General features: G+C 60.9%; 24 protein-coding genes. 2 read left to right on the forward strand and 22 right to left on the reverse strand.

Features of this window, described 5'->3' with window-relative positions; all coding sequences use genetic code 11:
- Positions 1 to 3 precede the first annotated feature (3 nt).
- The 18 genes from TR61_RS14950 to rplO all read right to left on the reverse strand — a co-directional run bounded on the left by TR61_RS14950 (position 4) and on the right by rplO (position 16042).
- Positions 4 to 789, reverse strand: coding sequence for an amino acid ABC transporter ATP-binding protein (locus TR61_RS14950; RefSeq protein WP_050931332.1), 786 nt, complete (start codon positions 787 to 789; stop codon positions 4 to 6).
- 12 nt (positions 790 to 801) lie between these two features.
- Positions 802 to 2097, reverse strand: a complete 1296-nt coding sequence (locus TR61_RS14955; protein ID WP_050931333.1) for an amino acid ABC transporter permease — start codon at positions 2095 to 2097, stop codon at positions 802 to 804.
- Between the two features lies 1 nt (position 2098).
- Positions 2099 to 3331 (reverse strand): amino acid ABC transporter permease, encoded by a 1233-nt coding sequence (locus TR61_RS14960; RefSeq protein ID WP_050931334.1) that lies wholly within the window; start codon positions 3329 to 3331, stop codon positions 2099 to 2101.
- A gap of 129 nt (positions 3332 to 3460) precedes the next feature.
- Positions 3461 to 4477, reverse strand: coding sequence for an amino acid ABC transporter substrate-binding protein (locus TR61_RS14965; protein WP_050931373.1), 1017 nt, complete (start codon positions 4475 to 4477; stop codon positions 3461 to 3463).
- 261 nt (positions 4478 to 4738) lie between these two features.
- A complete protein-coding gene (locus tag TR61_RS14970) occupies positions 4739 to 5452 on the reverse strand; it encodes an ATP12 family chaperone protein (RefSeq protein ID WP_050931335.1) in 714 nt (237 codons plus the stop codon).
- Complete coding sequence (locus tag TR61_RS14975) at positions 5452 to 6132, reverse strand: HAD-IA family hydrolase (RefSeq protein WP_050931336.1); 681 nt, start codon at positions 6130 to 6132, stop codon at positions 5452 to 5454. Before TR61_RS14975 ends, TR61_RS14970 begins: the two co-directional genes overlap by 1 nt.
- Entirely contained in the window at positions 6129 to 7172 is a 1044-nt protein-coding gene (locus TR61_RS14980) for an RluA family pseudouridine synthase (protein ID WP_050931337.1), read from the reverse strand. Before TR61_RS14980 ends, TR61_RS14975 begins: the two co-directional genes overlap by 4 nt.
- Positions 7169 to 7549: a fluoride efflux transporter CrcB gene (crcB, locus tag TR61_RS14985; RefSeq protein WP_050931338.1), complete on the reverse strand. Its 381-nt coding sequence runs from the start codon at positions 7547 to 7549 to the stop codon at positions 7169 to 7171. The genes TR61_RS14980 and crcB overlap by 4 nt, the downstream gene beginning before the upstream one ends.
- Positions 7550 to 7580: 31 nt before the next feature.
- Positions 7581 to 8888 (reverse strand): replication-associated recombination protein A, encoded by a 1308-nt coding sequence (locus tag TR61_RS14990; RefSeq protein WP_050931339.1) that lies wholly within the window; start codon positions 8886 to 8888, stop codon positions 7581 to 7583.
- A 5-nt stretch (positions 8889 to 8893) separates the two neighbouring features.
- Positions 8894 to 10270, reverse strand: coding sequence for a trypsin-like peptidase domain-containing protein (locus tag TR61_RS14995; protein WP_050931340.1), 1377 nt, complete (start codon positions 10268 to 10270; stop codon positions 8894 to 8896).
- A gap of 129 nt (positions 10271 to 10399) precedes the next feature.
- The gene (gene rplQ, locus TR61_RS15000) at positions 10400 to 10825 is read right to left on the reverse strand and encodes a 50S ribosomal protein L17 (RefSeq protein ID WP_050931341.1); all 426 of its coding nucleotides are present in this window, start codon (positions 10823 to 10825) and stop codon (positions 10400 to 10402) included.
- A gap of 158 nt (positions 10826 to 10983) precedes the next feature.
- Positions 10984 to 12000 carry a DNA-directed RNA polymerase subunit alpha gene (locus TR61_RS15005; protein ID WP_050931342.1) on the reverse strand — a complete coding sequence of 339 codons (1017 nt, stop codon included), beginning with the start codon at positions 11998 to 12000 and terminating at the stop codon, positions 10984 to 10986.
- A 113-nt stretch (positions 12001 to 12113) separates the two neighbouring features.
- Positions 12114 to 12503 carry a 30S ribosomal protein S11 gene (gene rpsK, locus TR61_RS15010; RefSeq protein ID WP_050931343.1) on the reverse strand — a complete coding sequence of 130 codons (390 nt, stop codon included), beginning with the start codon at positions 12501 to 12503 and terminating at the stop codon, positions 12114 to 12116.
- Between the two features lie 15 nt (positions 12504 to 12518).
- The gene (gene rpsM, locus TR61_RS15015) at positions 12519 to 12887 is read right to left on the reverse strand and encodes a 30S ribosomal protein S13 (protein WP_050931344.1); all 369 of its coding nucleotides are present in this window, start codon (positions 12885 to 12887) and stop codon (positions 12519 to 12521) included.
- Between the two features lie 190 nt (positions 12888 to 13077).
- On the reverse strand, positions 13078 to 13446 hold the full coding sequence (locus TR61_RS15020) for a hypothetical protein (protein WP_050931345.1): 369 nt from the start codon (positions 13444 to 13446) through the stop codon (positions 13078 to 13080).
- Between the two features lie 4 nt (positions 13447 to 13450).
- On the reverse strand, positions 13451 to 14095 hold the full coding sequence (locus TR61_RS15025) for an adenylate kinase (protein ID WP_050931346.1): 645 nt from the start codon (positions 14093 to 14095) through the stop codon (positions 13451 to 13453).
- Entirely contained in the window at positions 14092 to 15459 is a 1368-nt protein-coding gene (gene secY / locus TR61_RS15030) for a preprotein translocase subunit SecY (RefSeq protein ID WP_050931347.1), read from the reverse strand. Before secY ends, TR61_RS15025 begins: the two co-directional genes overlap by 4 nt.
- 109 nt (positions 15460 to 15568) lie before the next feature.
- A complete protein-coding gene (rplO, locus tag TR61_RS15035) occupies positions 15569 to 16042 on the reverse strand; it encodes a 50S ribosomal protein L15 (RefSeq protein WP_050931348.1) in 474 nt (157 codons plus the stop codon).
- A gap of 255 nt (positions 16043 to 16297) precedes the next feature.
- Between rplO and TR61_RS15040 the strand changes: the two genes are divergently transcribed.
- The gene (locus tag TR61_RS15040) at positions 16298 to 17023 is read left to right on the forward strand and encodes a vWA domain-containing protein (protein ID WP_050931349.1); all 726 of its coding nucleotides are present in this window, start codon (positions 16298 to 16300) and stop codon (positions 17021 to 17023) included.
- 8 nt (positions 17024 to 17031) lie between these two features.
- Here the strand turns inward: TR61_RS15040 and TR61_RS15045 are convergent, their stop codons facing one another.
- Both TR61_RS15045 and TR61_RS15050 read right to left on the reverse strand, forming a co-directional pair.
- The gene (locus tag TR61_RS15045) at positions 17032 to 17670 is read right to left on the reverse strand and encodes a 2-hydroxychromene-2-carboxylate isomerase (protein ID WP_050931350.1); all 639 of its coding nucleotides are present in this window, start codon (positions 17668 to 17670) and stop codon (positions 17032 to 17034) included.
- Positions 17670 to 18878 (reverse strand): cytochrome P450, encoded by a 1209-nt coding sequence (locus TR61_RS15050; protein WP_050931351.1) that lies wholly within the window; start codon positions 18876 to 18878, stop codon positions 17670 to 17672. Before TR61_RS15050 ends, TR61_RS15045 begins: the two co-directional genes overlap by 1 nt.
- A gap of 336 nt (positions 18879 to 19214) precedes the next feature.
- On the opposite strand from TR61_RS15050, the gene TR61_RS15055 reads away from it, so the two are divergent.
- On the forward strand, positions 19215 to 20447 hold the full coding sequence (locus tag TR61_RS15055) for a DEAD/DEAH box helicase (protein WP_245626902.1): 1233 nt from the start codon (positions 19215 to 19217) through the stop codon (positions 20445 to 20447).
- A 412-nt stretch (positions 20448 to 20859) separates the two neighbouring features.
- Here the strand turns inward: TR61_RS15055 and rpmD are convergent, their stop codons facing one another.
- Both rpmD and rpsE read right to left on the reverse strand, forming a co-directional pair.
- The gene (gene rpmD / locus TR61_RS15060) at positions 20860 to 21048 is read right to left on the reverse strand and encodes a 50S ribosomal protein L30 (RefSeq protein WP_050931352.1); all 189 of its coding nucleotides are present in this window, start codon (positions 21046 to 21048) and stop codon (positions 20860 to 20862) included.
- Positions 21049 to 21053: 5 nt separating this feature from the next.
- Positions 21054 to 21632 (reverse strand): 30S ribosomal protein S5, encoded by a 579-nt coding sequence (gene rpsE, locus TR61_RS15065; protein ID WP_050931353.1) that lies wholly within the window; start codon positions 21630 to 21632, stop codon positions 21054 to 21056.
- Positions 21633 to 21783 lie beyond the last annotated feature (151 nt).

Consider the following 21783-nt stretch of genomic DNA (forward strand, 5'->3'; position numbering starts at 1 on the left):
TTATCAGTGACCCAGGATCTGGCTGAGGAACAGCTGCGTCCGGGGGGATTTGGGGTTGTTGAAGAACTCTTCCGGTTCGTTCTGCTCAACAATCTGACCTTCATCCATGAAGATCACCCGGTTCGCCACCTGACGGGCAAAGCCCATCTCGTGCGTAACACACAGCATGGTCATGCCTTCCTCGGCCAGTTCCACCATCGTATCCAGCACTTCCTTGATCATCTCAGGGTCAAGTGCCGAGGTGGGTTCGTCAAACAGCATGATGCGCGGCCGCATGCAAAGCGAACGGGCAATCGCCACACGCTGCTGCTGACCACCCGACAGCTGGCCAGGATACTTGTCGGCCTGATCGGGGATCTTCACCTTTTCCAGGAAATGCATCGCCGTTTCGATGGCTTCCTTCTTGGGCGTCTTGCGCACCCAGATCGGGGCCAGCGTGCAGTTCTCCAGGATCGTCAGATGCGGGAACAGGTTGAAATGCTGGAAGCACATGCCGACCTCGGAGCGGATCTTGTCGATGTTCTTCAGATCCGACGACAACAGCGTGCCATCCACCGTGATCTTGCCCGCCTGGTGTTCTTCCAGCGCGTTGATGCAGCGGATCAGGGTGGATTTGCCCGACCCGGACGGCCCCGCGATCACGATCCGCTCGCCACGATAGACGGTCAGGTCGATGTCGCGCAGCACGTGGAAGGTGCCGTACCACTTGTTCATCTTCTCGATCGAGATCGCGACCTCGTCCGAGACGCTCATTTGGACGTTATGTGTTTCAGGGACAACTTCGTTCATTGTGTCCACTCCTTATCGGTGATCTGTCGCAAGCTGGCGTTCCAGCCACTGCGAGTATTGCGAAATGCCGTAGCAAACGATGAAGAACAGGAAGGCGGCAAAGCCGAAAAGCTCCCAATACACACCGTTCCATTCGGTCGAGGCCAGGATCGGGCCGCGGATCATCCCCACCAGATCGAACATCGAGATGATCGACACCAGCGTGGTATCCTTGAAGAGCCCCACCGCGACGTTCACGATGCCCGGGATCGAGATTTTCAGCGCCTGCGGCAGAATGATCAGCCGCATGGATTGCGCGTAATCCAGACCCAGACTATCGGCCGCCTCGTACTGACCCCGTGGCAGGGCGGCGAGGCCACCCCGGATCACTTCGGCGATATAGGCCGAGGCGAACATGGTGATCATGATGATCACCCGCAGGATCAGGTCAAAGTTGGTGCCCGGCGGCAGGAAATAGGCCAGAACCACGTTTGCCACGAACAGCAGCGTGATCAGCGGCACACCCCGGATGAATTCGATGAACACCACGCAGATCCATTTGATGATCGGCATGTCCGACTGACGGCCCAGCGCCAGCGCGATCCCCAGCGGGATCGACAGCGACACACAGACCACACCCAGGATCATGTTCAGCATGAAGCCACCCATGTCGCGGGACGGAACAGCGCCCAGCGTCGGGTTTTCCGGTGCAATCGCATCCACGATGAACCCACCGATATACCAGGTCAGTACGGCCGCAACGATGCCGCCGAAAAAGCCCATGGCAAAGCTTTGGTTCACCAGCCGGGAATAAGCCAGATAGCCCACGATAAACCCGGCCATGGCCAGAAGCGGCGACAGGATCGTACCGCCCCAGATCAGGTGGAAGGCCAGGAACGGATAGATCGCTGTAAAGACCAGCATGACCCGCGGCAGCATGGAGAACATCACCGGCGCGATCGCCACGAACAGAAGCACAAAGGCCACTGTCGGACGCCAGTAATATTCCTCGGGATATGTGAACCCGAACAGCAGCTGGTTCCACCGTTCCGACAGGACCGAGAAACAGCCCCCCGCCGCGCCACCCAGAACCTCGCGGCATTCCGCAAGGCTGTTGGTGCCCCAGACCCCGCCCAGAAGCCAGGGCAGGAAGCCGGACAGCACATAATAGATCGCCCACAGGGACAAAAGCGTCAGAAGCGTGCCCCAGACCCCGTTGAACAGATTGTGCTTCATCCAGCCGATGACACCAACTTCGGAGGCTGGCGGATCAAGCTGCGGCAGGGTTTCGGTGCGCACGAAGGCGATGGAATTCGATGTATCGGCCATCTTAGCGCTCCTTCAGTTTGACTGAGTTGTTATAGACGTTCATCACCGCCGAAATGGTCAGCGAGATGATCAGGTAGAAAAGCATCAGCAGCAGAACCGCTTCGATCGCGCGACCGGTCTGGTTCAGGGTGATGCCGCCCAGGGTGGCCGTGATATCCATGTACCCCACCGCGATCGCCAGGGACGAGTTCTTGGTGATGTTCAGATACTGGGAAATCAGCGGCGGAATGATCACCCGCAACGCCTGCGGCAGGATAACCAGGTTCATGATCCGCCCCGGACGCAGACCCAGCGACGCGGCCGCCTCGGTCTGGCCTTTGGAAATCGCCTGGATCCCCGCGCGCACGTTCTCGGCGATAAAGGCGCCGGTATAGACCGACAGAGCGAACCAAAGCGCGATCAGCGAACCGCGCGCCCAGCCCCCGCCCTGGAAGTTGAAGCCCTTGAGTTCGGGATAATCAAAGCTCAGCCCCATGATCGTGAACAGCACCAGAAGCGGGCCGAACCAGATCGCCAGGTTGATCCACAGCGTATTGGGACGAACGCCCGTTGCTTCCTGCTTGGCCTGGGCCCATTTGGCCACCTGCCTTACACCGAAGAACGAAAGCACTAGGCCGATGATGACCAAGAGCCAATCGGTGCCAGCGCTGCCAGTCAGGCTGTTGGAAAAGATCGGTGCCGGGAAATAGACCCCGCGTCCGGTGAAGGCGAACATGTCAAACAGCATTGTCGCTTCGGGATTGTCACCCCGGAACGCGCGTGGCTGCGGCAGCACCACAAGGAACACGGCGTTGATCATCAGGATCCAGATCAGCACCGGCACATTGCGGAACGCCTCGACATAGAAAGACATCAGCTTCGAGATCAGCCAGTTGTTCGACAACCGCAGAACGCCTGCGATAACGCCCAGAATGGTGGCGGTGACACAGGCCAGAAACGCAACCAGAAGCGTGTTCAGAACGCCAACAAGCGTCGCCCGCCAATGGGTGGATTGGCTGTCATATTCGATAAGGCGCTGGTTGATATCATAGCCCGCCGGTTCCCCAAGGAAGGCGTATGAAATGTTCAGACCCGCCGCCGCAAGGTTGGCGAACAGGTTGCTGATCAGATAGGCAATAGCCCCGATCAGCAGAACAAGCGCAATGAATTGGAAGGTATATGACCGATACCGCGTATCATTCAGCAGCATCGACAACTTGAACGACCCCTGTGGCGGGTCCGTGATCGTCGTCATATGGACGGTCCCCTGTCTGTGTTGACACCCGACGCTTGTTGAAATGGGCCTATGCTGCCCGTGAACCGGTGTGTCTTTTTAAGCTGAAAGGGCGCAGAGTTTTCTCTGCGCCCTTCCGAAGTGTCGTTCTTAGCGGAACGGCGGCGAGTAGAGCAGACCACCGTCTGTCCACTGCGCGTTCAGACCGCGCGCCAGGCCGATCGGTGTGCTTTCACCGATGTTGCCGGCGAAGATCTCACCATAGTTGCCGCCTGCCATGATGGCACGCTTGGCCCACTCGGCGTCCAGACCCAGCATCTCGCCCAGGGTACCTTCGGTGCCCAGCAGACGGTTGATTTCCGGGTTGTTGGTGCCTGCGCTCAGCTCGGCGATGTTTGCCGAGGTCACGCCCAGTTCTTCTGCGGTGATCAGCGCGTTCAGAGTCCAGCGAACGATGTCGCCCCACTCGTCATCGCCGTGGCGCACGAGCGGACCCAGAGGCTCTTTCGAGATGATCTCGGGCAGCAGCACGTGGTCGCCGGGTGCTTCGAATGTTGCACGGGTTGCAGCCAGGCCGGATGCGTCGGTGGTGTACACGTCACATGCGCCAGCCAGGTATTGCTGTTGTGCTTCAGCGTTGGTTTCGATCGGAACCGGCTCATAGCTGATGTTGTTTGCGCGGAAGAAGTCCGCGAGGTTCAGCTCGGTCGTTGTGCCGGTTTGAATGCAGACGGTCGCGCCGTCCAGTTCCTTGGCCGAGGACACGCCCAGTTCCTTGGGAACCATGAAGCCCTGACCGTCGTAGTAGTTCACGCCAACGAAGGTGAACTTCAGGTCAACGTCACGGCTGAAGGTCCAGGTGGTGTTACGGGCCAGCATGTCGATCTCGCCCGAGGCAAGCGCGGTGAAGCGCGTCTTACCTGTCGTGGGGACGAATTCGACCGCGGTCGCATCGCCAAGAACAGCAGCAGCAACAGCACGGCACACGGCCACGTCAAAACCGTTCCACTCACCGTTTGCGTCCGGTGCAGCAAAGCCAACCAGACCTGTGGTCACGCCGCAGTTCAGCTTGCCGCGCGCTTGCACGTCTTCAAGCGTGCCAGCAGCGGCAGCACCGGCTGCCAGTGTGGCACCGGCCAGCGCACCAAAAAGTACGGATTTTTTCATTTTTACCTCTTCCTGATTTTCCGCCCGAGTGTTGGGCAGTTCACCCAGCCCTTTGCGGACCGGTATGCAGAACAAAAAAGGGGCTTCCCCCTTCCAAGTGGCAGGAGTTTGGGCGGATTCATCAGAAAAGGTCAAGGGCATGATCATCAAAAACGATGAACCACAGGTTGTTTACCTATAGTAAAGCTCGGGCTTTGCACGCATCCTTGGCAGTTCTTTCGCGCGCTTTGCGGTACCGTTTGGCCGATCAGCGCGACAGGCTCAGCGCGCGCCGCTGAAATCATAGAAGGTTTTCGCATGTCGGAAGGCGGCGCGTTTGACTTGTGCGGCCTCATAGGCCTCTTCGTCGCGGCCCCACTGTTCCTCTTGCCACAGCGTATCCAGCATCGAGATATCCCAGATCGAATCCGGGTCTTTCCAACCTTCGGCGGCCGCAAAGCCCAGCACCAGAGAACCGCTTAACGTCACAAGGTCGTGGAATGCCGCAAGGCGGAACTTGTCCAGATCGTGCACACGTTGAGCAAGGGTTTGCAGCGCTGCAGGCTCTTGGGCGACATGGATCACACCTGCGCGCGCCTGCAGCCGCGCGCCCAGCGCGTCTGCCGCCCAATCCAGTGCCGGGTCCCATTCTGCAGCCTGGCGATCGACCAGGCTTTCGGGCCGCTCCGCGCGATAGCACAGCAGATCGGAATCCCCGTAATCGGCCAGCATCTGCGCCACTTCACCATGCTGGATGGTCACCTTGTCGATGGCGGCGTTAGCCATGCGGGTGAAAGGCATTACGTTGGGGTTCACCTCTTTTTCCTGGGCGTCCCATTCGGCGGCGATGGCATCGGCCAGCGCGCGGGTGGGCACGGCCAGCGCTGCCTTGGCAGGCGTCTTGACCGGGCGGCCATCCAGCAGAACGGCGAACTGGCCGTCTTTCTCGTCGGTCGTGGTTTCTTTCCAGAAGCGTTTGAGAGCCCATTCGCCCATCACGCAGCCCTCCAGATCGTTTCAAGTGTGTCGGGCAGGTCCGCAACCCGGTCCACCAGGATATGCGCGTCGCCCAGACGGTCGGCGGGGTGATATCCCCAGCTGACACCGATGGCAAAGGCCCCTGCGGCGCGGGCCATTTCCATGTCAAAGCTGGTATCGCCGATCATAACGGTCTGCGCCGGCGTAACCCCGGTTTCGGCCATAGCCTGCAGGATCATCGACGGGTGCGGTTTCGACGGGTGATGATCGGCGCATTGACGGGTACAAAACAGCCCCGCAAGCGCATGTCCCTCGATCAGCGCATCCAGCCCGCGCTGCGATTTGCCGGTAGCCACGCCCAGAATGTTGTCCGGCACCGCGTTCAGCCGGTCCAGCAGATCGCGCATACCGGGATAAAGCGGGGACGAGATTTGCGACCCCGCCGCCGCGCGCAATGCCATATAGCTGCGCTTATACGCCTCGACCATCGCGTCATGGGTGGTGGCGTCGGCCTCGGGTGCCAGCACCTCCATCGCGCGGGGCAAGGACAGGCCCACGATGGACAGAACCTGCGCCCGGTCCGGTACGGTAAGACCCACATGATCGAACGCAGCAGCCATTGAGGCCACGATATCCGCCTGGCTGTCGACCAGCGTGCCATCCACATCAAACAGGATCAGGCGCAGGTCCGCGCTCATTTCAGTTCCTCGAAAGGATCGTCCTTTGCCAGATCCTCGGTCCAGCCGAAGGTCTCCCAACTGTCTTTCATATGCGGCGGCAGTTCAGCGACCAGGCGCACGGTCTTGCGCGTGACAGGATGTTCGAAAGTCAGGCTGCGCGCGTGCAGGTGCAGCTTTTTCGAGATAATGCCGCCCACCTGTGCGCCCCAGCCATCGCCCAGATTTTCCTGGCCCGATCCGCCATACTTGCCGTCACCGATGATGGGATGGCCCATTTCGGCCATATGGACCCGCAGCTGGTGGGTGCGGCCCGTCACTGGCTCAAGCGCGACCCAGGCCGCGCGGCCCGCCACACGATAGAGCGTGGCATAAAGCGTGCGCGACCGTTTGGCGCCCGGCGTGCTGTCAATCTCGCGCGGGTGAATAGCGATCATCTTCTCGCCCTCGCCCTTCGCGCCGTGGCCCGGTGCCTTGATCAGACCTGTCTTGATTTCGCCCAGATAGGGCGTGGGCACGCCTGCAACCAGGGCCCAGTAAATCTTGCGCGTTTCGCGATGCTTGAAGGCTGCAGTCAGATCGGCGGCGATCTTGCGGGTGCGCGCCATCAGCAATACGCCCGAGGTGTCCTTGTCCAGCCGGTGCACAAGGCGCGGCTTTTCATCCAGACCGAATGTCAGTGCTTCGGCCAGGCCATCCACATGGCGGGTCTGACCGCTGCCGCCCTGTACCGGAAGGCCGGGGGGCTTGTTCAGAGCGATGATGTAATCGTCACGATAGATCACCGCATCCTGGATCATCTTGGCGTCGGCAGCAGAAACCTTTGGCTTGGGTTCGGCCGGTTTCTTGTCACCCGTTGGCAGCGGCGGGATACGCACGCTTTGCCCTTCTTCCAGCCGGGCGGAGGCTTTGACCCGCCCGCCATCCACGCGCAGCTCTCCCTTGCGGCACATCTTTTCAATCATGCCCTGACCCAGCTGCGGGAAACGGCGTTTCAGCCAGCGATCCAGGCGCTGATCGCCCTCGCCTGCCTCGACGGTTACTGTTTGCACACCGCTCATGCGAAAACCCCGCGCGCCAGCCAAAGGCCGGCCATCAATCCGCCCACCGATCCGATAACCGACAGCACAACATAAAGCGCCGCCAGCCCGATCTGGCCCCGCTCCATCAGCGTGACGGTTTCCAGAGAGAAGGCCGAGAACGTTGTGAACCCGCCCAGAATACCCGTCATCACGAAGGGGCCCAGATAGGTCAGGCCGCGCTGTGCGGCGGCCACCACGAATACCCCCATCAGGAACGACCCCACGATGTTCACCGTGATCACGCCCAAGGGGAAAGCACCCTGCCCCATCGCACGATAAATGCCGACCCCTGCAAGATATCGCAGGGATGCGCCAATCGCGCCGCCAAGGGCCACCTGAAGAACGGTCATCATCATGGGCGGTCTGTCGCGTGTTGGCGGGGTGGTGTCAAGTTTCCCGCTTGGCGCGCAGCTTGGCGAAGTAATCCAGTCGCTTTTTCAACTCGCGTTCAAAACCACGCTCCACCGGTTGATAGAGGACAGGGCGCTTCACATCCTCGGGGAAGTAGTTCTGGCCGGAAAACCCGTCTTCGGCATCGTGGTCATAAGCATAGCCGGCTCCATATCCCTGGTCCTTCATCATCGATGTGGGTGCATTCAGGATATGTTTTGGCGGGGGTTTGCTGCCGGTTTGCTTGGCCAGTTTCATCGCCTGTTTATAGCCCACATAAGCCGCATTCGATTTCGGTGCGAGCGCCAGATAGGCCACCGCCTGCGCCAGGGCCAGTTCCCCTTCCGGACTGCCCAGCCGTTCATAGGTTTCCCACGCATCAAGGCACACGCGCTGCGCCTGCGGATCGGCAAGCCCGATATCTTCGACTGCCATACGGGTGATGCGCCGCGCCAGATACCGCGGGTCTTCGCCCCCCTGCAGCATCCGCGCCAGCCAATACAGCGACGCATCGGGATCCGAGCCGCGTACCGATTTGTGCAGGGCCGAAATCAGGTTGTAATGCGCGTCACCCGATTTGTCGTATTGCGCGGCGCGGCGCATCAGCCGCGTGGCCAGAGCATCGGGGTCCAGCTTGCCATCCAAGGTCCAGGCCGCAACCTGTTCGATCAGGTTCAGAAGCGCGCGGCCATCGCCATCGGCCATTTCCTGTAGCGCATCGCGCGCCTCGGCCGTGAGGGGGAGCTTGGCACCCAGTTCCGCCTCGGCCCGTTGGGTCATCCGTTCCAGATCGGCAAGGCTGAGGCGCTCAAGCACCATCACCTGCGCGCGGCTCAATACAGCGGCGTTCAACTCGAACGATGGGTTTTCCGTGGTGGCGCCGACCAGAAGGATCGTGCCATCCTCCATATGGGGCAGGAAACCGTCCTGCTGGGCCTTGTTGAAACGATGGATCTCATCAACGAAAAGCAGCGTGCCCTTGCCCTGCCGGCGACGCATCTTGGCGGCCTCGAACACCTTTTTCAGATCAGGCACGCCGGTGAAGATCGCGCTGATCTGGACGAAATGCAGATCGGTCTCATCCGCCAGAAGCCGCGCGATGGTGGTTTTGCCCACACCGGGCGGCCCCCAAAGGATCAATGAACCCAGAGAGCCCGAATCCAGCATCACGCGCAAAGGGCCGTCCGGGCCAAGAAGCTGATCCTGACCGATAACATCGGCCAGCGTTTTGGGGCGCAACCGGTCGGCCAAGGGGCGGTTCGGCTCGGGGCCATCGGGTGTGTCGATCTGGTCGAACAGGTCCATATCGGTCAGGTCCGAAACCGCAGGCGAAGGCGCTGGCCCAGGCGCAGCACGTCCATTTCGACCCGGCGGCCGGGATTGGTGAGCGCGCGGCGCAGGTCGCGCGGGGTGTCGATCTCCTGACCATTGATCACCAGGGGTATGTCGCCCAGCCTGATACCCACGCGCCCGCCGAACTGACCCAGATCGGTAATCACCAGACCCTGCGCCGACAGCGGCAGGTTGTAATCGGCGATCACTGCCGGGTTGATCCGCTCGACGGTCAGGCCAGGCAGGATGGTGCGGTCGCTCAACGTGGTGGGATCGCGCGGGGGCACATTGGGTGCGGCGATCATCGGCACGTCCAGCACCGCGACATCACCCGCGCGGAACCGGGTGATCTGCGCCGTTGCGCCAATGCCGCGCACGGACATGCGGAAAACCATTTCCGAGGGCGTGTTGACCTCAAGATTGTCGACATGGGTAATCACGTCACCCACCTGCAGACCGGCCTTGGCGAAGGGGCTTTCCGCATGCAGGTCCGAGATCACGATGCCCTGCGGCAGACCCAAACCGAGAGAGGCCGCAAGATCCGCATCGACCGGTTGCCCGGCCATGCCGGCCCAGGGGCGTTCGAAACGCGTCGCGCCCACTGTGGCCTGTTCGACGAACTGCGCGACCAGATTGGCGGGGATCGCAAAGCCGATGCCGTTCGACCCACCGGAACGACTGAGGATCGAGGTGTTGATGCCGATCAGACGCCCGTTCACATCAATCAGCGCACCGCCGGAATTGCCCGGGTTAATGGGCGCGTCGGTCTGGATGAAATAGCCCCGTGCATTGCCCGAGGCCGCACCCGACCGCGCCAGTCCCGATACGATGCCCGAAGACACCGTCTGCCCCACGCCGAAGGGGTTGCCGATGGCCAGCACCAGTTCGCCCACTTCGACCCGGTCGCTGTCGCGCAAGGTGAGATAGGGCAAGTTTTCCGCACCTTCCAACTGAAGTATGGCAAGGTCGCTTTCCTGATCGCCCAGAAGGACTTGGGCGGAAAATTCGCGCCGGTCGGCAAGGACCACGCGGATATCGGTGGCCTGTCCAACCACGTGATAATTCGACACCACGATCCCGTCTGGTGACAGGATCACGCCGGATCCCAGCGAGTTCTGAACACGCGGGCGGGTAGAGCCGAAGCCGCGGAAAAACTCTTCGAAAAACGGGTCGCCCTGGAATGGGCTGGCGCGGCCGGGGCGGACGATGCGGGCATAGATATTGACGACTGCGGGCGCGGCTTCTTTTACCAGGGGCGCAAACCCAAGGGAAATTTCGGCCTGGCTTTGCGGCACGCGGGTCTCGGCGTATGCCGCCGTGGACAGCAAGAAACAGCAAAGGATCAAACGCAGCATCAAGGGTACTCCTGTTGCTTCACATATGGGTATGCGGGGCGCCTGTGGTCAATGCAAGAGCAGGTCTGGATGCGAAAAACCCCGCCATTTCTGGCGGGGTTTCAATGACTTGGGCGAGGTGCGAAGAGCTTAATCTTCGGTTTCCATCGCCTCTTCTGCGGCGACGCGGGCCTTGTCGGCCGCACCTTTGGCGTCAACGTCGCGATCCACGAATTCGATGATCGCCATGGGCGCCATGTCGCCATACCGGAAGCCTGCTTTCAGGACGCGGACATAGCCGCCCTGACGGTCCGCATAGCGCGGGCCCAGCACGTCGAACAGTTTCGTAACGTACTGATCTTCCTTGAGTTTAGATGCTGCCTGACGGCGCGCGTGCAGATCGCCGCGCTTGGCCAGCGTGATCAGTTTTTCAACGATCGGGCGCAGTTCTTTTGCCTTGGGCAGAGTTGTCTTGATTTGCTCATGTTCGATGAGCGAGCCGGCCATGTTGGAAAACAGAGCTTTACGGTGCTCATGTGTCCGGTTCAGGCGGCGGTAACCACGTGCGTGACGCATTTTTCAGTCTCCTTTTTGCCCTCTACGGGCTGTTTTGCTTTGTCCGGTTGGCGATGCGTGTCACCAACTCTCCTTGGGGCCTGACCCGGGACCTCGATGTCGCGCAGAGCAGCCCAGCCCTGCGAGACCCCGGATCAGGTCCGGGGTCGAAGACGCGCTTAGAACGCGTCTTCGAATTTCTTGGCGAGATCCTCGATATTGTCGGGCGGCCAATCCTCGACATCCATGCCAAGGTGCAGACCCATGCCGCTGAGGACTTCTTTGATCTCGTTCAGCGACTTGCGGCCGAAGTTCGGGGTGCGCAGCATCTCGGCTTCGGTTTTCTGGATCAGATCGCCGATATAGACGATGTTGTCGTTCTTCAGGCAGTTTGCAGACCGCACCGACAGTTCCAACTCGTCCACTTTCTTCAAGAGAAGCGGGTTGAACTCGAGACCATCGTCTTCGTCCTGACGCGAGGCGCTTTCGGGCTCGTCAAAGTTCACGAAGATCGACAGCTGGTCCTGCAGGATACGCGCGGCAAAGGCCACGGCGTCGTCCGGGGTGACCGAGCCATCGGTGGTGATCTTCATGGTCAGTTTGTCATAGTCCAGAACCTGGCCCTCACGGGTGGGCTGGACGTCATAGCTGACCTTGGTGACGGGCGAATAGATCGCGTCGATCGGGATCAGGCCGATGGGCGCGTCTTCGGGCTTGTTCTTGTCAGCCGAGACGTAGCCTTTGCCGGTGTTGACCGTCAGTTCCATGTAAACTTCGGCGCCATCGTCCAGGTGGCAGATCACGTGATCCTTGTTCAGGATCTCGATCCCTGCGGATTCCGAGATGTCGCCCGCGGTCACGACTGCGGGGCCTTTGGCGTTGATCGAGACACGCTTGGGGCCTTCGACATCCATACGGATGCGCACGCCTTTGAGGTTCAGAACGATGTCGGTGACGTCTTCACGCACACCGGCCACCGAGGAGAACTCGTGCAGGACGTTGTCAATCTGGACGCTGGTGATCGCGGCACCCTGAAGCGAGCTCATCAGCACGCGGCGCAGAGCGTTGCCCAGGGTCAGACCAAAGCCGCGCTCCAGCGGTTCGGCGACAACGGTGGCTTGCTGCGCAGGGTTGTTGCCCGGCTTAACGTCAAGCTGGGTGGGTTTGATCAGTTCTGCCCAATTCTTATGGATCATGTAAGTCCTCCATTCCTGCTGCACCCCCATGTCCGTAAGGGCGAAGCTCCCGAGGTTCAAAAATGCGGACTGGGGCCGTGCAGAACACGCGGCCCCAGGTGGTCAAAAATGCCTTAGACGCGGCGGCGTTTGGGCGGGCGGCAGCCATTGTGGGCGATCGGGGTCACATCACGGATCGAGGTGATGTTGAAGCCGACAGCCGCCAGGGCGCGCAGCGCGCTTTCACGACCGGAACCGGGGCCCTGCACTTCAACTTCCAGCGTTTTCACGCCGTGGTCTTGTGCCTTGCGGCCTGCATCTTCTGCAGCCAGCTGAGCCGCGTAAGGTGTCGATTTCCGCGAGCCTTTGAAGCCCATGGTGCCGGCGGACGACCACGAGATCGCGTTGCCCTGCACGTCGGAGATCAGGATTTTGGTGTTGTTGAAGGTCGAGTTCACATGCGCCACACCGGCGGCGATGTTCTTGCGGACCTTTTTCTTTGTGCGTGTCTTATCACGTGCCATTGGTCAGGTCCCCTCTTACTTCTTCTTACCGGCGATGGCCTTTGCGGGGCCTTTGCGGGTACGTGCGTTGGTGTGGGTGCGCTGACCGCGGACCGGCAGGTTACGACGGTGGCGCAGGCCACGGTAGCAGCCCAGGTCCATCAGGCGTTTGATGTTCATCTGCACGTCGCGGCGCAGGTCGCCTTCGACGGTGTAGTTGGCGTCGATATGTTCGCGGATGGCGAGCACTTCGGCGTCGGAGAGTTCGTTCACCCGGCGGGTCTGGTCGATGCCAACGGCGTCACAGATCGCCTTGGCCGAGGTGTTTCCGATACCGGTGATATAGGTGAGGGCGATAGGTACCCGCTTTGCAGTGGGGATGTTTACGCCGGCAATACGTGCCACGTGGAATATCCTTTCGTCGCGAACCCGTGATCCCGGGTCCTTTTTTCACAACTATGGCCCGAGGGGCAAAGCCGCCGGGCCGCGATTTGAGGTAGTCTGCCAGATACGGGAGCGACCCGCGCTGACGTCATGATTCTCGTTACCGAGATGGGGCTATCTATGGGGGATCGCTCGGTGCGTCAACCCTTTGTCAAGGGGTTTTGTAACCCCAGCGTGAACAAGGGAAATAATAGTCCGGCAGAGGATTGGCCCCATCGGCCCAGATCTGCACCCGACCCTGCGCATTGACCGAAACGGAAAAGCCCATGGTCCATTGCCTGGCACCATCGTCGCATTGCGCGGTCAGGCGCGTCTCGAGGCCGGGTTCATAGGTTTGCTCGCCGGTTTCCCAGAAGCAGGCGGCCCAATGCGCCTCGATCCCTTGCGGGGTCAGGTAGGCGGTGCCGGCCAGTTCCTGTTCGGCATCCGGCGCGTTGCAGAAACCGGGGTTGTTCAGAAAGGTTTCGGCCGAGGCGGCAGAGGCAAAGAAGACAGCGGGGATCAGGCAGAGGCGCATCATGCGCTTAGCCTAGCACCGCCTTGATTTCGGCGGCAACTTCGTCGATTTCACCCAGGCCATTCACAGAGGTCAGATCGCCCTTGGCATAGTAATAGCCGATCAGCGGGGAAGTCTGTTTGTAATAGGCCATGAGCCGGGTGCGCAGGCTGTCTTCATTGTCATCCGCGCGGCGGGTGAATTCGGTACCGCCGCAGTTGGAGCATTTGCCGTCCGCCGGAACGGGTTTGGTGATGTCGTTATAGACTTCGCCGCAGCTTGCGCAGGTTGACCGCGCGGTGATGCGGGCCACCAGCACGTCATCATCGACGGACATTTCGATGACGGCATCCAGCGTTTCGTTCAGTTCGCTCAGCAGATTGCCCAGCGCGTCGGCCTGGGCCAGCGTGCGGGGGAAGCCGTCGAAGATATAACCGCCTTCGGCCCCGCCAGTGGTGAGCTGTTCGCGGATCAGGCCGATAACGATCTCGTCGGTAACCAGGTCGCCACGGTCCATGACATCGGCGACGATCTTGCCCATCTCGGTACCCGAGGTGCGGGCGGCGCGCAGCATGTCCCCGGTGGAGAGTTGCACCATGTTGCGTTCATCAACCAGGCGGCGCGCTTGCGTGCCTTTACCGGCCCCCGGAGGCCCAAGCAGAATAATATTCATCGACGTGCTGGTGCCTTCTTGCGTTTCTTGGCGCCATCACGCTTGCCGCGCAGCTGGCTTTTTTCGATCAGGCCCTCGTATTGGTGGGCCAGAAGGTGGCTTTGCACCTGTTGGATCGTGTCCATGGTCACCGACACGACAATCAGGACCGAGGTGCCGCCGAAGAAGAAGGGAATGCCCAATTCGGCGCGCACGATCTCGGGCAGGACACAGACCAGCGCGAGATAGGCGGAGCCGAGAACCAGGATGCGGTTGACCACATATTCCAGATATTCGGCCGTCTTCTTGCCCGGGCGGATACCGGGGACAAAGCCGTTTTGCTTCTTCAGGTTGTCGGCCACGTCATCGGGTTTGAACGACACGTTGAACGTATAGAAATAGGTGAAGAAGACGATCATCAGCGCGAAGAACAGCAGATAGAGCGGCTGGCCCGGCCCGAAATAGGCCAGAAGCGTCGACATCACAGGGCCTGAGCTTTCGCCCGAAAACGTGCTGATGGTGATCGGCAGCAGCAGCAGGGAGCTGGCGAAGATCGCGGGGATCACGGAGGCGGGGTTCACCTTGACCGGCAGGTGGCTGGAGCCGCCGTCATAGACCTTCATGCCCACCTGACGGCGGGGGTACTGGATGTGGATCTTTCGGAGTGCCCGTTCCATGAACACCACGAAGGTGATCGCCACGATGACCATCAGGATCACACCGATGATCACGGCAGGCGACAGCGCGCCGGAGCGGCCGGAGGCCAGGAATTGCGCCAAGGACGACGGCAGTTCGGCGATGATGCCCACAAAGATGATGAGCGAGATGCCGTTGCCCACGCCGCGCGCGGTGATTTGCTCACCCAGCCACATGAGGAACATGGTGCCGCCCACCAGCGTGATCATGCAGCTGAGGCGGAAATAGAGGCCCGGATCGGTGGCCAGATCGCCCGCTTCGAGCGACACAGCAAGGCCGTAAGACTGCACCGTGGCCAGCGCCACCGTGCCATAGCGTGTGTATTGGTTGAGCTTTTTGCGGCCCTGCTCACCCTCTTTCTTCAGCTGTTCAAGGGCGGGCACCATGGCCGCCAGCAGCTGAACGATGATCGAGGCCGAGATATAGGGCATGATGCCCAACGCAAAGATACCCATCCGGCCCAAAGCGCCGCCGGTGAACATCGAGACCATGCCGCCGATGCCCTGGCCTGCCTGCTCCATAAATTCCTGAAGCGCGACACCGTCGATGCCCGGAACCGGAATAAAGGTGCCAAGGCGATAAACGATGAGCAAACCAAGCGTGAACAGGATGCGATTGCGCAGGTCGGTGGCTTTGCCCAGCGACGACCAGCTTGTATTCGCGGCCATTTGTTCGGCGGCTGATACCATGAACGAGGTCTCTCTTATCAAAACGCCGCCCGGAGCCGTTTTCCGGCACGGGCGGCGTTAACGGAAAACTGATGCTTATGTAGGCGGCTGAGCCGCCTGTCACAAGCCGTTACTCGGCCGCAGCCGTGTTTGTGACCGTCAGTGAGCCGCCCGCTTTTTCCACCGCTGCGACGGCGGATTTGGACGCGCCTGTCACTTCGATGTTCAGTTTCGCGGTCACGTCGCCTTTGGCCAGAACGCGGATACCGTCCAGTTTCCGGCGCACCAGGCCGCTTTCGACCAGCGCATCTTCGGTGATGGCGGCTTTGGCGTCGAGTTTCTTCGCGTCGACGAATTTCTGGATTAGGCCCAGGTTCACAACAGCATATTTCTTGGCGTTGGGCTTGTTGAAGCCACGCTTGGGGAGCCGTTGGTAGAGGGGCATTTGGCCGCCTTCATACCCGTTGATGGCCACGCCCGAGCGGGATTTCTGACCCTTGATACCGCGACCGGCGGTCTTGCCCATGCCCGAGCCGGGGCCACGGCCAACGCGCTTGCGTTTCTTGGTTGCGCCGGGATTGTCGCGCAGTTCATTCAGTTTCATGTCGCTTCTCCTTCGCCGGATGTGACCCCGAAGCGTATTGGGTCAACCACGGCATTTCTTGGTTTTCGTGAATCGGGCCATTTGGCCACCGGTGGCGTATAGACGCCTTGCCCTGCGCGATCAAGTGCGAACCCTTCGGCACTTTTTCCGGGCAACGCACTGCCGGTCTGGCGGCGCATTCCGTATTTGGAAAGAGAAGAAGCCGAGGGTGATTGTCGATTGATCCACGCGGCCCAAGGGTGGCAAGGTTGAATCATGCGCGCTTTGTCCCTTCTTGCGGCCGCTGCAGTGATGACGGCCAGTGCCACGGCTATTCCGGCGGCTCCGGGCTGTTCGACGGATGCGATGCTGGTTTTTGATGGATCGGCGTCCATGAATGAGGTGGGGTTTGATGTGTCGAAACCAACGCGGATCGTCGAGGCGCGGCAGGCGATGCGCGATGCGATGCCGGATATTGCGCCGTTTCGGCGAGTGGGGTTGTTGGTTTATGGCCCCGGCGAAAGGGATGCCTGCGGGAATATTGATCTGCGGTTCGGGCCGATTGCGGATGCGGCGACCCCGATCATTGATGCGGTTGAGGATCTGGTGCCCAAGGGGCTGACGCCTTTGGCGGCCTCGGTCCGTCAGGCGGCGGAGGCTTTGGATTATCGGCGCGCACCCGGGATTGTTGTGCTGGTCACGGATGGGAATGAGACCTGTGGCGGGCGGCCGTGTGCCCTGGGCGATGCGCTGGCGCGGGAGGCCGCGGATCTGACCGTTCATGTGATCGGGTTCAAGGTGGTTGTGGATTTCTTCAGCTGGGACAACCCCGAACAGCAGAGTTACGAGGACGGCAACACCGTCGCCAAGTGTTTGGCCGATCGGACGGGAGGTATGTATGTGTCGACCGAGACGGTGGATGAGCTGGCCGATGCGCTGCGCGTGACGATGGGATGCGCGTTGATCGGGCGTTCGGAGGGTGTCGGCCGGGCAGCGGGATAAATCCCGCCCTACGAGACCTGGGGGTTTGTCCAGTTTGTGGATTTGAAGGGGGTGGTGAGAGCGCGTTCCAGCATCTCGAGCCGGTCCTGGCCGTAGAAGGGGTCACCGTTCACGATATAGGTGGGGGAGCCGAAGACGGGGTTTGCGGCGGAGTCCGATGTGTTTTGGGCATAGGTGGCCCGCGTGGCGTCTCTGTCCGCTTGGGCGATGAGGGCGTCGGCGTCATGGCCCAAGGATGAGGCGATTGCTTGGAGGGTTGCTATGTCCGACAGATCCGCGTCATCGCGCCAATGGACCTGGAGGATGGCGAGCGACAGGGCGTCGACTTTGGGGCCAGAGGGGCCGACAGCGGCGATTATGCGGCCGGCGAGGCTGTAATCGGTGTCGTGATAGGTAGGTCGGAAATTGATGATCTCGACCCCGCGCCATTCGGCCCAGCGTTCGATTTCGCGGCCAAAGAAGTAATCGACATGGGCCTGGGTGCGGTCGCGGAACGGCAGGCTGCCTTGGGCTTCGACCACGGGGGAGAGGTCGAAGGGTTTGTGGACCAGTGTCGCGCCGTGGCGCGCGCAGATATCATAAAGCGCCTGTGCGCCTAGATAGGCATAGGCGGAATGGGCGGAGTAGTAGTAGTCGATCTGCGCCATCAATCCACGCGCACGGGCAGGCTGGCATAGCCGCGGAACCGGGCCAGAGGGACGCGGGTGCGGGGGCCGTTGGGGCGGAGGTTGGGGAAGCGTTTGACCAGTTTGCCGATGGCGATGCGCCCTTCGACCCGGGCGAGCGTCGCGCCAAGGCACACATGGATGCCGGTGATAAAGGCGATGTGCTTGTTGGGTTTGCGGGTGATGTCCATCCGGTCGGGATCCTCGAACACCGCCGGGTCGCGGTTGGCCGCAGCGATAGAGGTGTGAATATAGGTGCCTTTGGGCAGGGTGCCGGTGGACAGCTCGATATCCTCTCCGGCCAGCCGGTTGCCGATCTGGAGGGGGGATTCGACGCGCAGGAATTCCTCCACCGCTGAGGTGATCAGTTCGGGGTCGTCTTGCAGCATGCGGTGCTGGTCGGGGTTGTCGAACAGAAGGCCGATGGAGTTGCCAACGAAGCTGGTCGTCGTCTCGTGGCCCGCGTTCAGCAGGAAGATACAGTTCTGGACCAGTTCTTCTTGTGTCAGGCGGCGGCCGTCGTGTTCGCCGAAGATGAGCGCTTCGAGGACTTCGCCTTCATGCGCTCCGTCGGGGTTTTTGCGGCGATGATCGATGAGGTCGTTCAGGATTTCACCGAATTCCTCGACGGCTTTGTTGCCCTCATCCAGGCGGTCTTGGGGGACCACGGGGTCAAGTGCGCCAAGGATCGCCAGCGAGTAGCCGCGCAGGCGCGAGCGGTATTCTTCGGGGATGCCCAGCATGAAGGAGATGATTTCCGTGGGCAGGGTCTTGGCGAAATCGTCGATGAGGTCCAGCTCGCCCAGATCTTCGACGTGATCCAGCAGGCGGTCGACGATACCGTCGATCAGCGGCTCAAAGATCGCCAGTTTGCGCGGGGTGAATGCGCCCGAGATCAGCTTGCGCACCACCGTGTGATACGGCGGGTCGTTGAAGATCAGGCTGGTGGTGTGGTGGGTATAGAGCGGGCAGCGGCCGAATTTCTTGCCGAACTCCTCCTGCTTGTCAGACAGCATGTCACGGGATTGGTAGACCTTGAGCACATCGGCATGGCGCGTAAGGTAAACCGAGCCATCCGCGTTGCGGTGCACCGGGGAATGTTCGCGCAGCCAGTGCAGTGTGGGGTGCGGGTTTTCGATGAACGCGGCGTCGATGGAGTTCAGATCGAAGCGTTCCATTTCTGTAAGCATGCTTATTATCCTCCCACCCGCACTGTGACGCTTTGGTCGGATTCTGGCAAGGGAATTCGCGGAAGGGTTGACTTTGATGGGCTGTCGGCCCATATGCCCACCAGCATCAGCGCTGCCGCGTGAGCAGCCTGGCGGTTAAATCTGCCCAGCCGGTGCGCCTTACACCCATGTTCCCAATTCACGCGGGGGGCTCGCGCTTTGACGGATCTTACGGGCAATCCGGCCCTGATCTGAGAGCCAAGCGCAACCCGAACCCGATGGCCCGGCGCTTTTGCGCGGGTCGTATTTTGTTTTCGCGGCGCCGCTTTGGGGCCGCTGCCATAAAGGATATCCGATTTGGATTTTGACATGCTGGGGCTGACGCCCCGCCTTTCCGCTAATCTTGAAACGCTTGGCATTACCGAACCCACACCCATTCAGACCAAGGCAATCCCGCATCTGATGAACGGGCGCGATCTGATGGGGCTGGCGCAGACCGGCACCGGTAAGACCGCCGCCTTTGGCCTGCCTTTGCTGAGCGCCGTACTGCGGATGGAGGGGCGCCCTGCGCCCAAGACCGTGCGCGCGCTGATCCTTGCGCCGACGCGGGAGCTGGCCAAGCAGATTCAGGACAACCTGCGCGCTTATGCCGATGGTACCGGCGTGCGCATTGGGCTGGTTGTCGGAGGTGCGGGCATCAATCCGCAGATCCACCGGCTGGCGCGCGGCATCGATGTTCTGGTGGCCACGCCAGGTCGGTTGATCGACCTGATTGATCGCAGGGCGGTGCGGTTGGATGACACGCAGTTCCTTGTGCTCGATGAGGCGGACCAGATGCTGGATCTGGGGTTCATCCATGCTCTGCGGCGGATTGCGCCACTGCTCAGGAAAGAGCGGCAGACGATGATGTTTTCCGCCACGATGCCGAAACAGATGAACGAACTGGCGGAGACCTATTTGTCGAATCCCGTGCGTGTGGAAACCGCACCGCCGGGCAAACCTGCGGACAAGATCACGCAGGAGGTTCATTTCATCGCTCAGGCCGAAAAGACCGGGCTGCTGATCGAGCTTCTGGACAAGCACCGCGAGGAACTGGCGCTTGTCTTTGCGCGCACCAAGCATGGGGCGGAGCGGCTGATGAAAGCGCTGGACCGCGCCGGGTATGCGGCAGATTCGGTCCATGGCAACAAGAGCCAGGGGCAGCGCGAACGTGCGATCCGTTCTTTCAAGGCGGGTGAAACGCGGGTGCTGGTGGCGACGGATGTGGCGGCACGGGGGCTGGATATCCCCGATGTGCGTCACGTCTATAACTATGATCTGCCGAATGTGCCGGATAACTATGTGCACCGGATCGGGCGGACCGCCCGCGCGGGTAAGGACGGTGCAGCGGTCGCCTTTTGCGCACCGACCGAGGTGAATGAGTTGCGGGCCATCCAGAAGGTGATCAAACGGGAGATCCCCGTGGCTTCGGGCCGTCCCTGGGAAGGGGCGGAGCCCAAGCCGGAGCGGAAGGGCAAGCCGCAGCATCGGCGGCGGCGCTCCGGCGGTGGCGGCCGTGGACGCGGTGGTCAAAGCCGGAAGGCGGCTTAAGCGGGGGACGGCTTTTCGAAAAGCCGTCTTGCGCGATGGGTCTGATGTGGGCGCGCGCATGATTTTTGAAAATCATGCCGCCGGGCCGCTGAACTCTGATTCAAATCAACTCCAGATAGTCTCCACAAGGATATCTCTCTACCCCGGGGCGAGAATGGAGGGATTGGAATGAAAGTGATTTTTTTGGCCCTTGGGCTCATGGGCCTGTCTGGCGCCGCTGAAGCGGCGCTTGCGCAGTTCATACCCGAGGCTGCAAGCACAGTGGATCATGGCGGAGGATGCAGAAAGAGCTCACCTCCGGGTCAGTGCTGTCACGCAGGATCGAAGCCCTATCACTGTCACTGACAAACGAAACGCCCCGGCTCTTGGCCGGGGCGTTTGTTTTTCGGGCTCGATTTCTTCGAAGAAATCGTCAGCCGCGTTCTTCGATGATTTCCACCAGATGCGGGATCGAGTTCACCATGCCGCGCACGCTGGGGGTATCTTCCAGCTCACGGGTCTTGTGCATCTTGTTCAGGCCCAGGCCCACGAGGGTCGCGCGCTGCTTGGCAGGGCGGCGGATGGGGGAGCCGATTTGTTTGACGACGATGGTCTTTGCCATTGGGATCAAGCCTCCTCAGCCACTTGGGTCGATGTGTCAGCCGCATCTTCCCGCTTGGGCAGGATGTCGGCCACTTTCTTGCCGCGACGCTGTGCGACCGAACGGGGCGACTGTTCTTTCTTCAGCCCGTCGATGGTGGCGCGGATCATGTTGTAGGGGTTCTGCGAGCCGATCGACTTCGACACAACATCCTTCACGCCCAGCATCTCAAATACCGCACGCATCGGACCACCAGCGATGATCCCGGTCCCTTCAGGGGCCGTGCGCATGACGACTTTGCCCGCGCCGTGACGGCCTTCGATGTCGTGGTGCAGGGTGCGACCTTCGCGCAGCGGCACGCGGATCATCTGACGCTTGGCTTGTTCAGTTGCCTTGCGGATCGCTTCGGGCACCTCTTTGGCTTTACCTTTGCCAAAGCCAACGCGGCCTTTCTGGTCGCCGACAACCACGAGAGCGGCGAAGCCAAAGCGCTTACCACCTTTAACGGTTTTCGACACACGGTTGATCGCAACCAGGCGATCTGCAAATTCGGGGGCCTCTTCGCGGTCGCGGCCGCGTCCCCGGCGGTTTTCACGTTCTGCCATCAGAACATCCTTTCAAAGGTGGCGCGCTTTGCGCCGGTTTGGTCAATCGCAGTGAGCCGGATGGCCCCCCGATCATCGAGGCGGCGAATGCCGCCTGCGCTTTTGGTTGCAAGGTGGGTTGGCACCCACCCTACGGCTTTGGTGTAGGGTG

Origin of the sequence: Aestuariivita boseongensis, assembly GCF_001262635.1 — a bacterium.
GTDB classification, from domain to species: domain Bacteria; phylum Pseudomonadota; class Alphaproteobacteria; order Rhodobacterales; family Rhodobacteraceae; genus Aestuariivita; species Aestuariivita boseongensis.

Bases quoted from the DNA above. Each gene is read 5' to 3' on its own strand.
- TR61_RS14990 (WP_050931339.1), bottom strand. From the start codon at position 8,888: ATGGACCTGTTCGACCAGATCGACACACCCGATGGCCCCGAGCCGAAC.
- TR61_RS14970 (WP_050931335.1), bottom strand. From the start codon at position 5,452: ATGGGCGAATGGGCTCTCAAACGCTTCTGGAAAGAAACCACGACCGAC.
- TR61_RS15040 (WP_050931349.1), top strand. From the start codon at position 16,298: ATGCGCGCTTTGTCCCTTCTTGCGGCCGCTGCAGTGATGACGGCCAGT.
- TR61_RS15050 (WP_050931351.1), bottom strand. From the start codon at position 18,878: ATGCTTACAGAAATGGAACGCTTCGATCTGAACTCCATCGACGCCGCG.
- TR61_RS14965 (WP_050931373.1), bottom strand. From the start codon at position 4,477: ATGAAAAAATCCGTACTTTTTGGTGCGCTGGCCGGTGCCACACTGGCA.
- rpsE (WP_050931353.1), bottom strand. From the start codon at position 21,632: ATGGCAGAACGTGAAAACCGCCGGGGACGCGGCCGCGACCGCGAAGAG.
- TR61_RS15005 (WP_050931342.1), bottom strand. From the start codon at position 12,000: ATGATCCATAAGAATTGGGCAGAACTGATCAAACCCACCCAGCTTGAC.
- rplQ (WP_050931341.1), bottom strand. From the start codon at position 10,825: ATGCGTCACGCACGTGGTTACCGCCGCCTGAACCGGACACATGAGCAC.
- TR61_RS15025 (WP_050931346.1), bottom strand. From the start codon at position 14,095: ATGAATATTATTCTGCTTGGGCCTCCGGGGGCCGGTAAAGGCACGCAA.
- secY (WP_050931347.1), bottom strand. From the start codon at position 15,459: ATGGTATCAGCCGCCGAACAAATGGCCGCGAATACAAGCTGGTCGTCG.
- crcB (WP_050931338.1), bottom strand. From the start codon at position 7,549: ATGATGATGACCGTTCTTCAGGTGGCCCTTGGCGGCGCGATTGGCGCA.
- TR61_RS14995 (WP_050931340.1), bottom strand. From the start codon at position 10,270: ATGCTGCGTTTGATCCTTTGCTGTTTCTTGCTGTCCACGGCGGCATAC.
- TR61_RS14960 (WP_050931334.1), bottom strand. From the start codon at position 3,331: ATGACGACGATCACGGACCCGCCACAGGGGTCGTTCAAGTTGTCGATG.
- rplO (WP_050931348.1), bottom strand. From the start codon at position 16,042: ATGAAACTGAATGAACTGCGCGACAATCCCGGCGCAACCAAGAAACGC.
- TR61_RS14955 (WP_050931333.1), bottom strand. From the start codon at position 2,097: ATGGCCGATACATCGAATTCCATCGCCTTCGTGCGCACCGAAACCCTG.
- TR61_RS14975 (WP_050931336.1), bottom strand. From the start codon at position 6,132: ATGAGCGCGGACCTGCGCCTGATCCTGTTTGATGTGGATGGCACGCTG.
- TR61_RS14980 (WP_050931337.1), bottom strand. From the start codon at position 7,172: ATGAGCGGTGTGCAAACAGTAACCGTCGAGGCAGGCGAGGGCGATCAG.
- TR61_RS15045 (WP_050931350.1), bottom strand. From the start codon at position 17,670: ATGGCGCAGATCGACTACTACTACTCCGCCCATTCCGCCTATGCCTAT.
- TR61_RS14950 (WP_050931332.1), bottom strand. From the start codon at position 789: ATGAACGAAGTTGTCCCTGAAACACATAACGTCCAAATGAGCGTCTCG.
- rpmD (WP_050931352.1), bottom strand. From the start codon at position 21,048: ATGGCAAAGACCATCGTCGTCAAACAAATCGGCTCCCCCATCCGCCGC.
- rpsK (WP_050931343.1), bottom strand. From the start codon at position 12,503: ATGGCACGTGATAAGACACGCACAAAGAAAAAGGTCCGCAAGAACATC.
- TR61_RS15020 (WP_050931345.1), bottom strand. From the start codon at position 13,446: ATGATGCGCCTCTGCCTGATCCCCGCTGTCTTCTTTGCCTCTGCCGCC.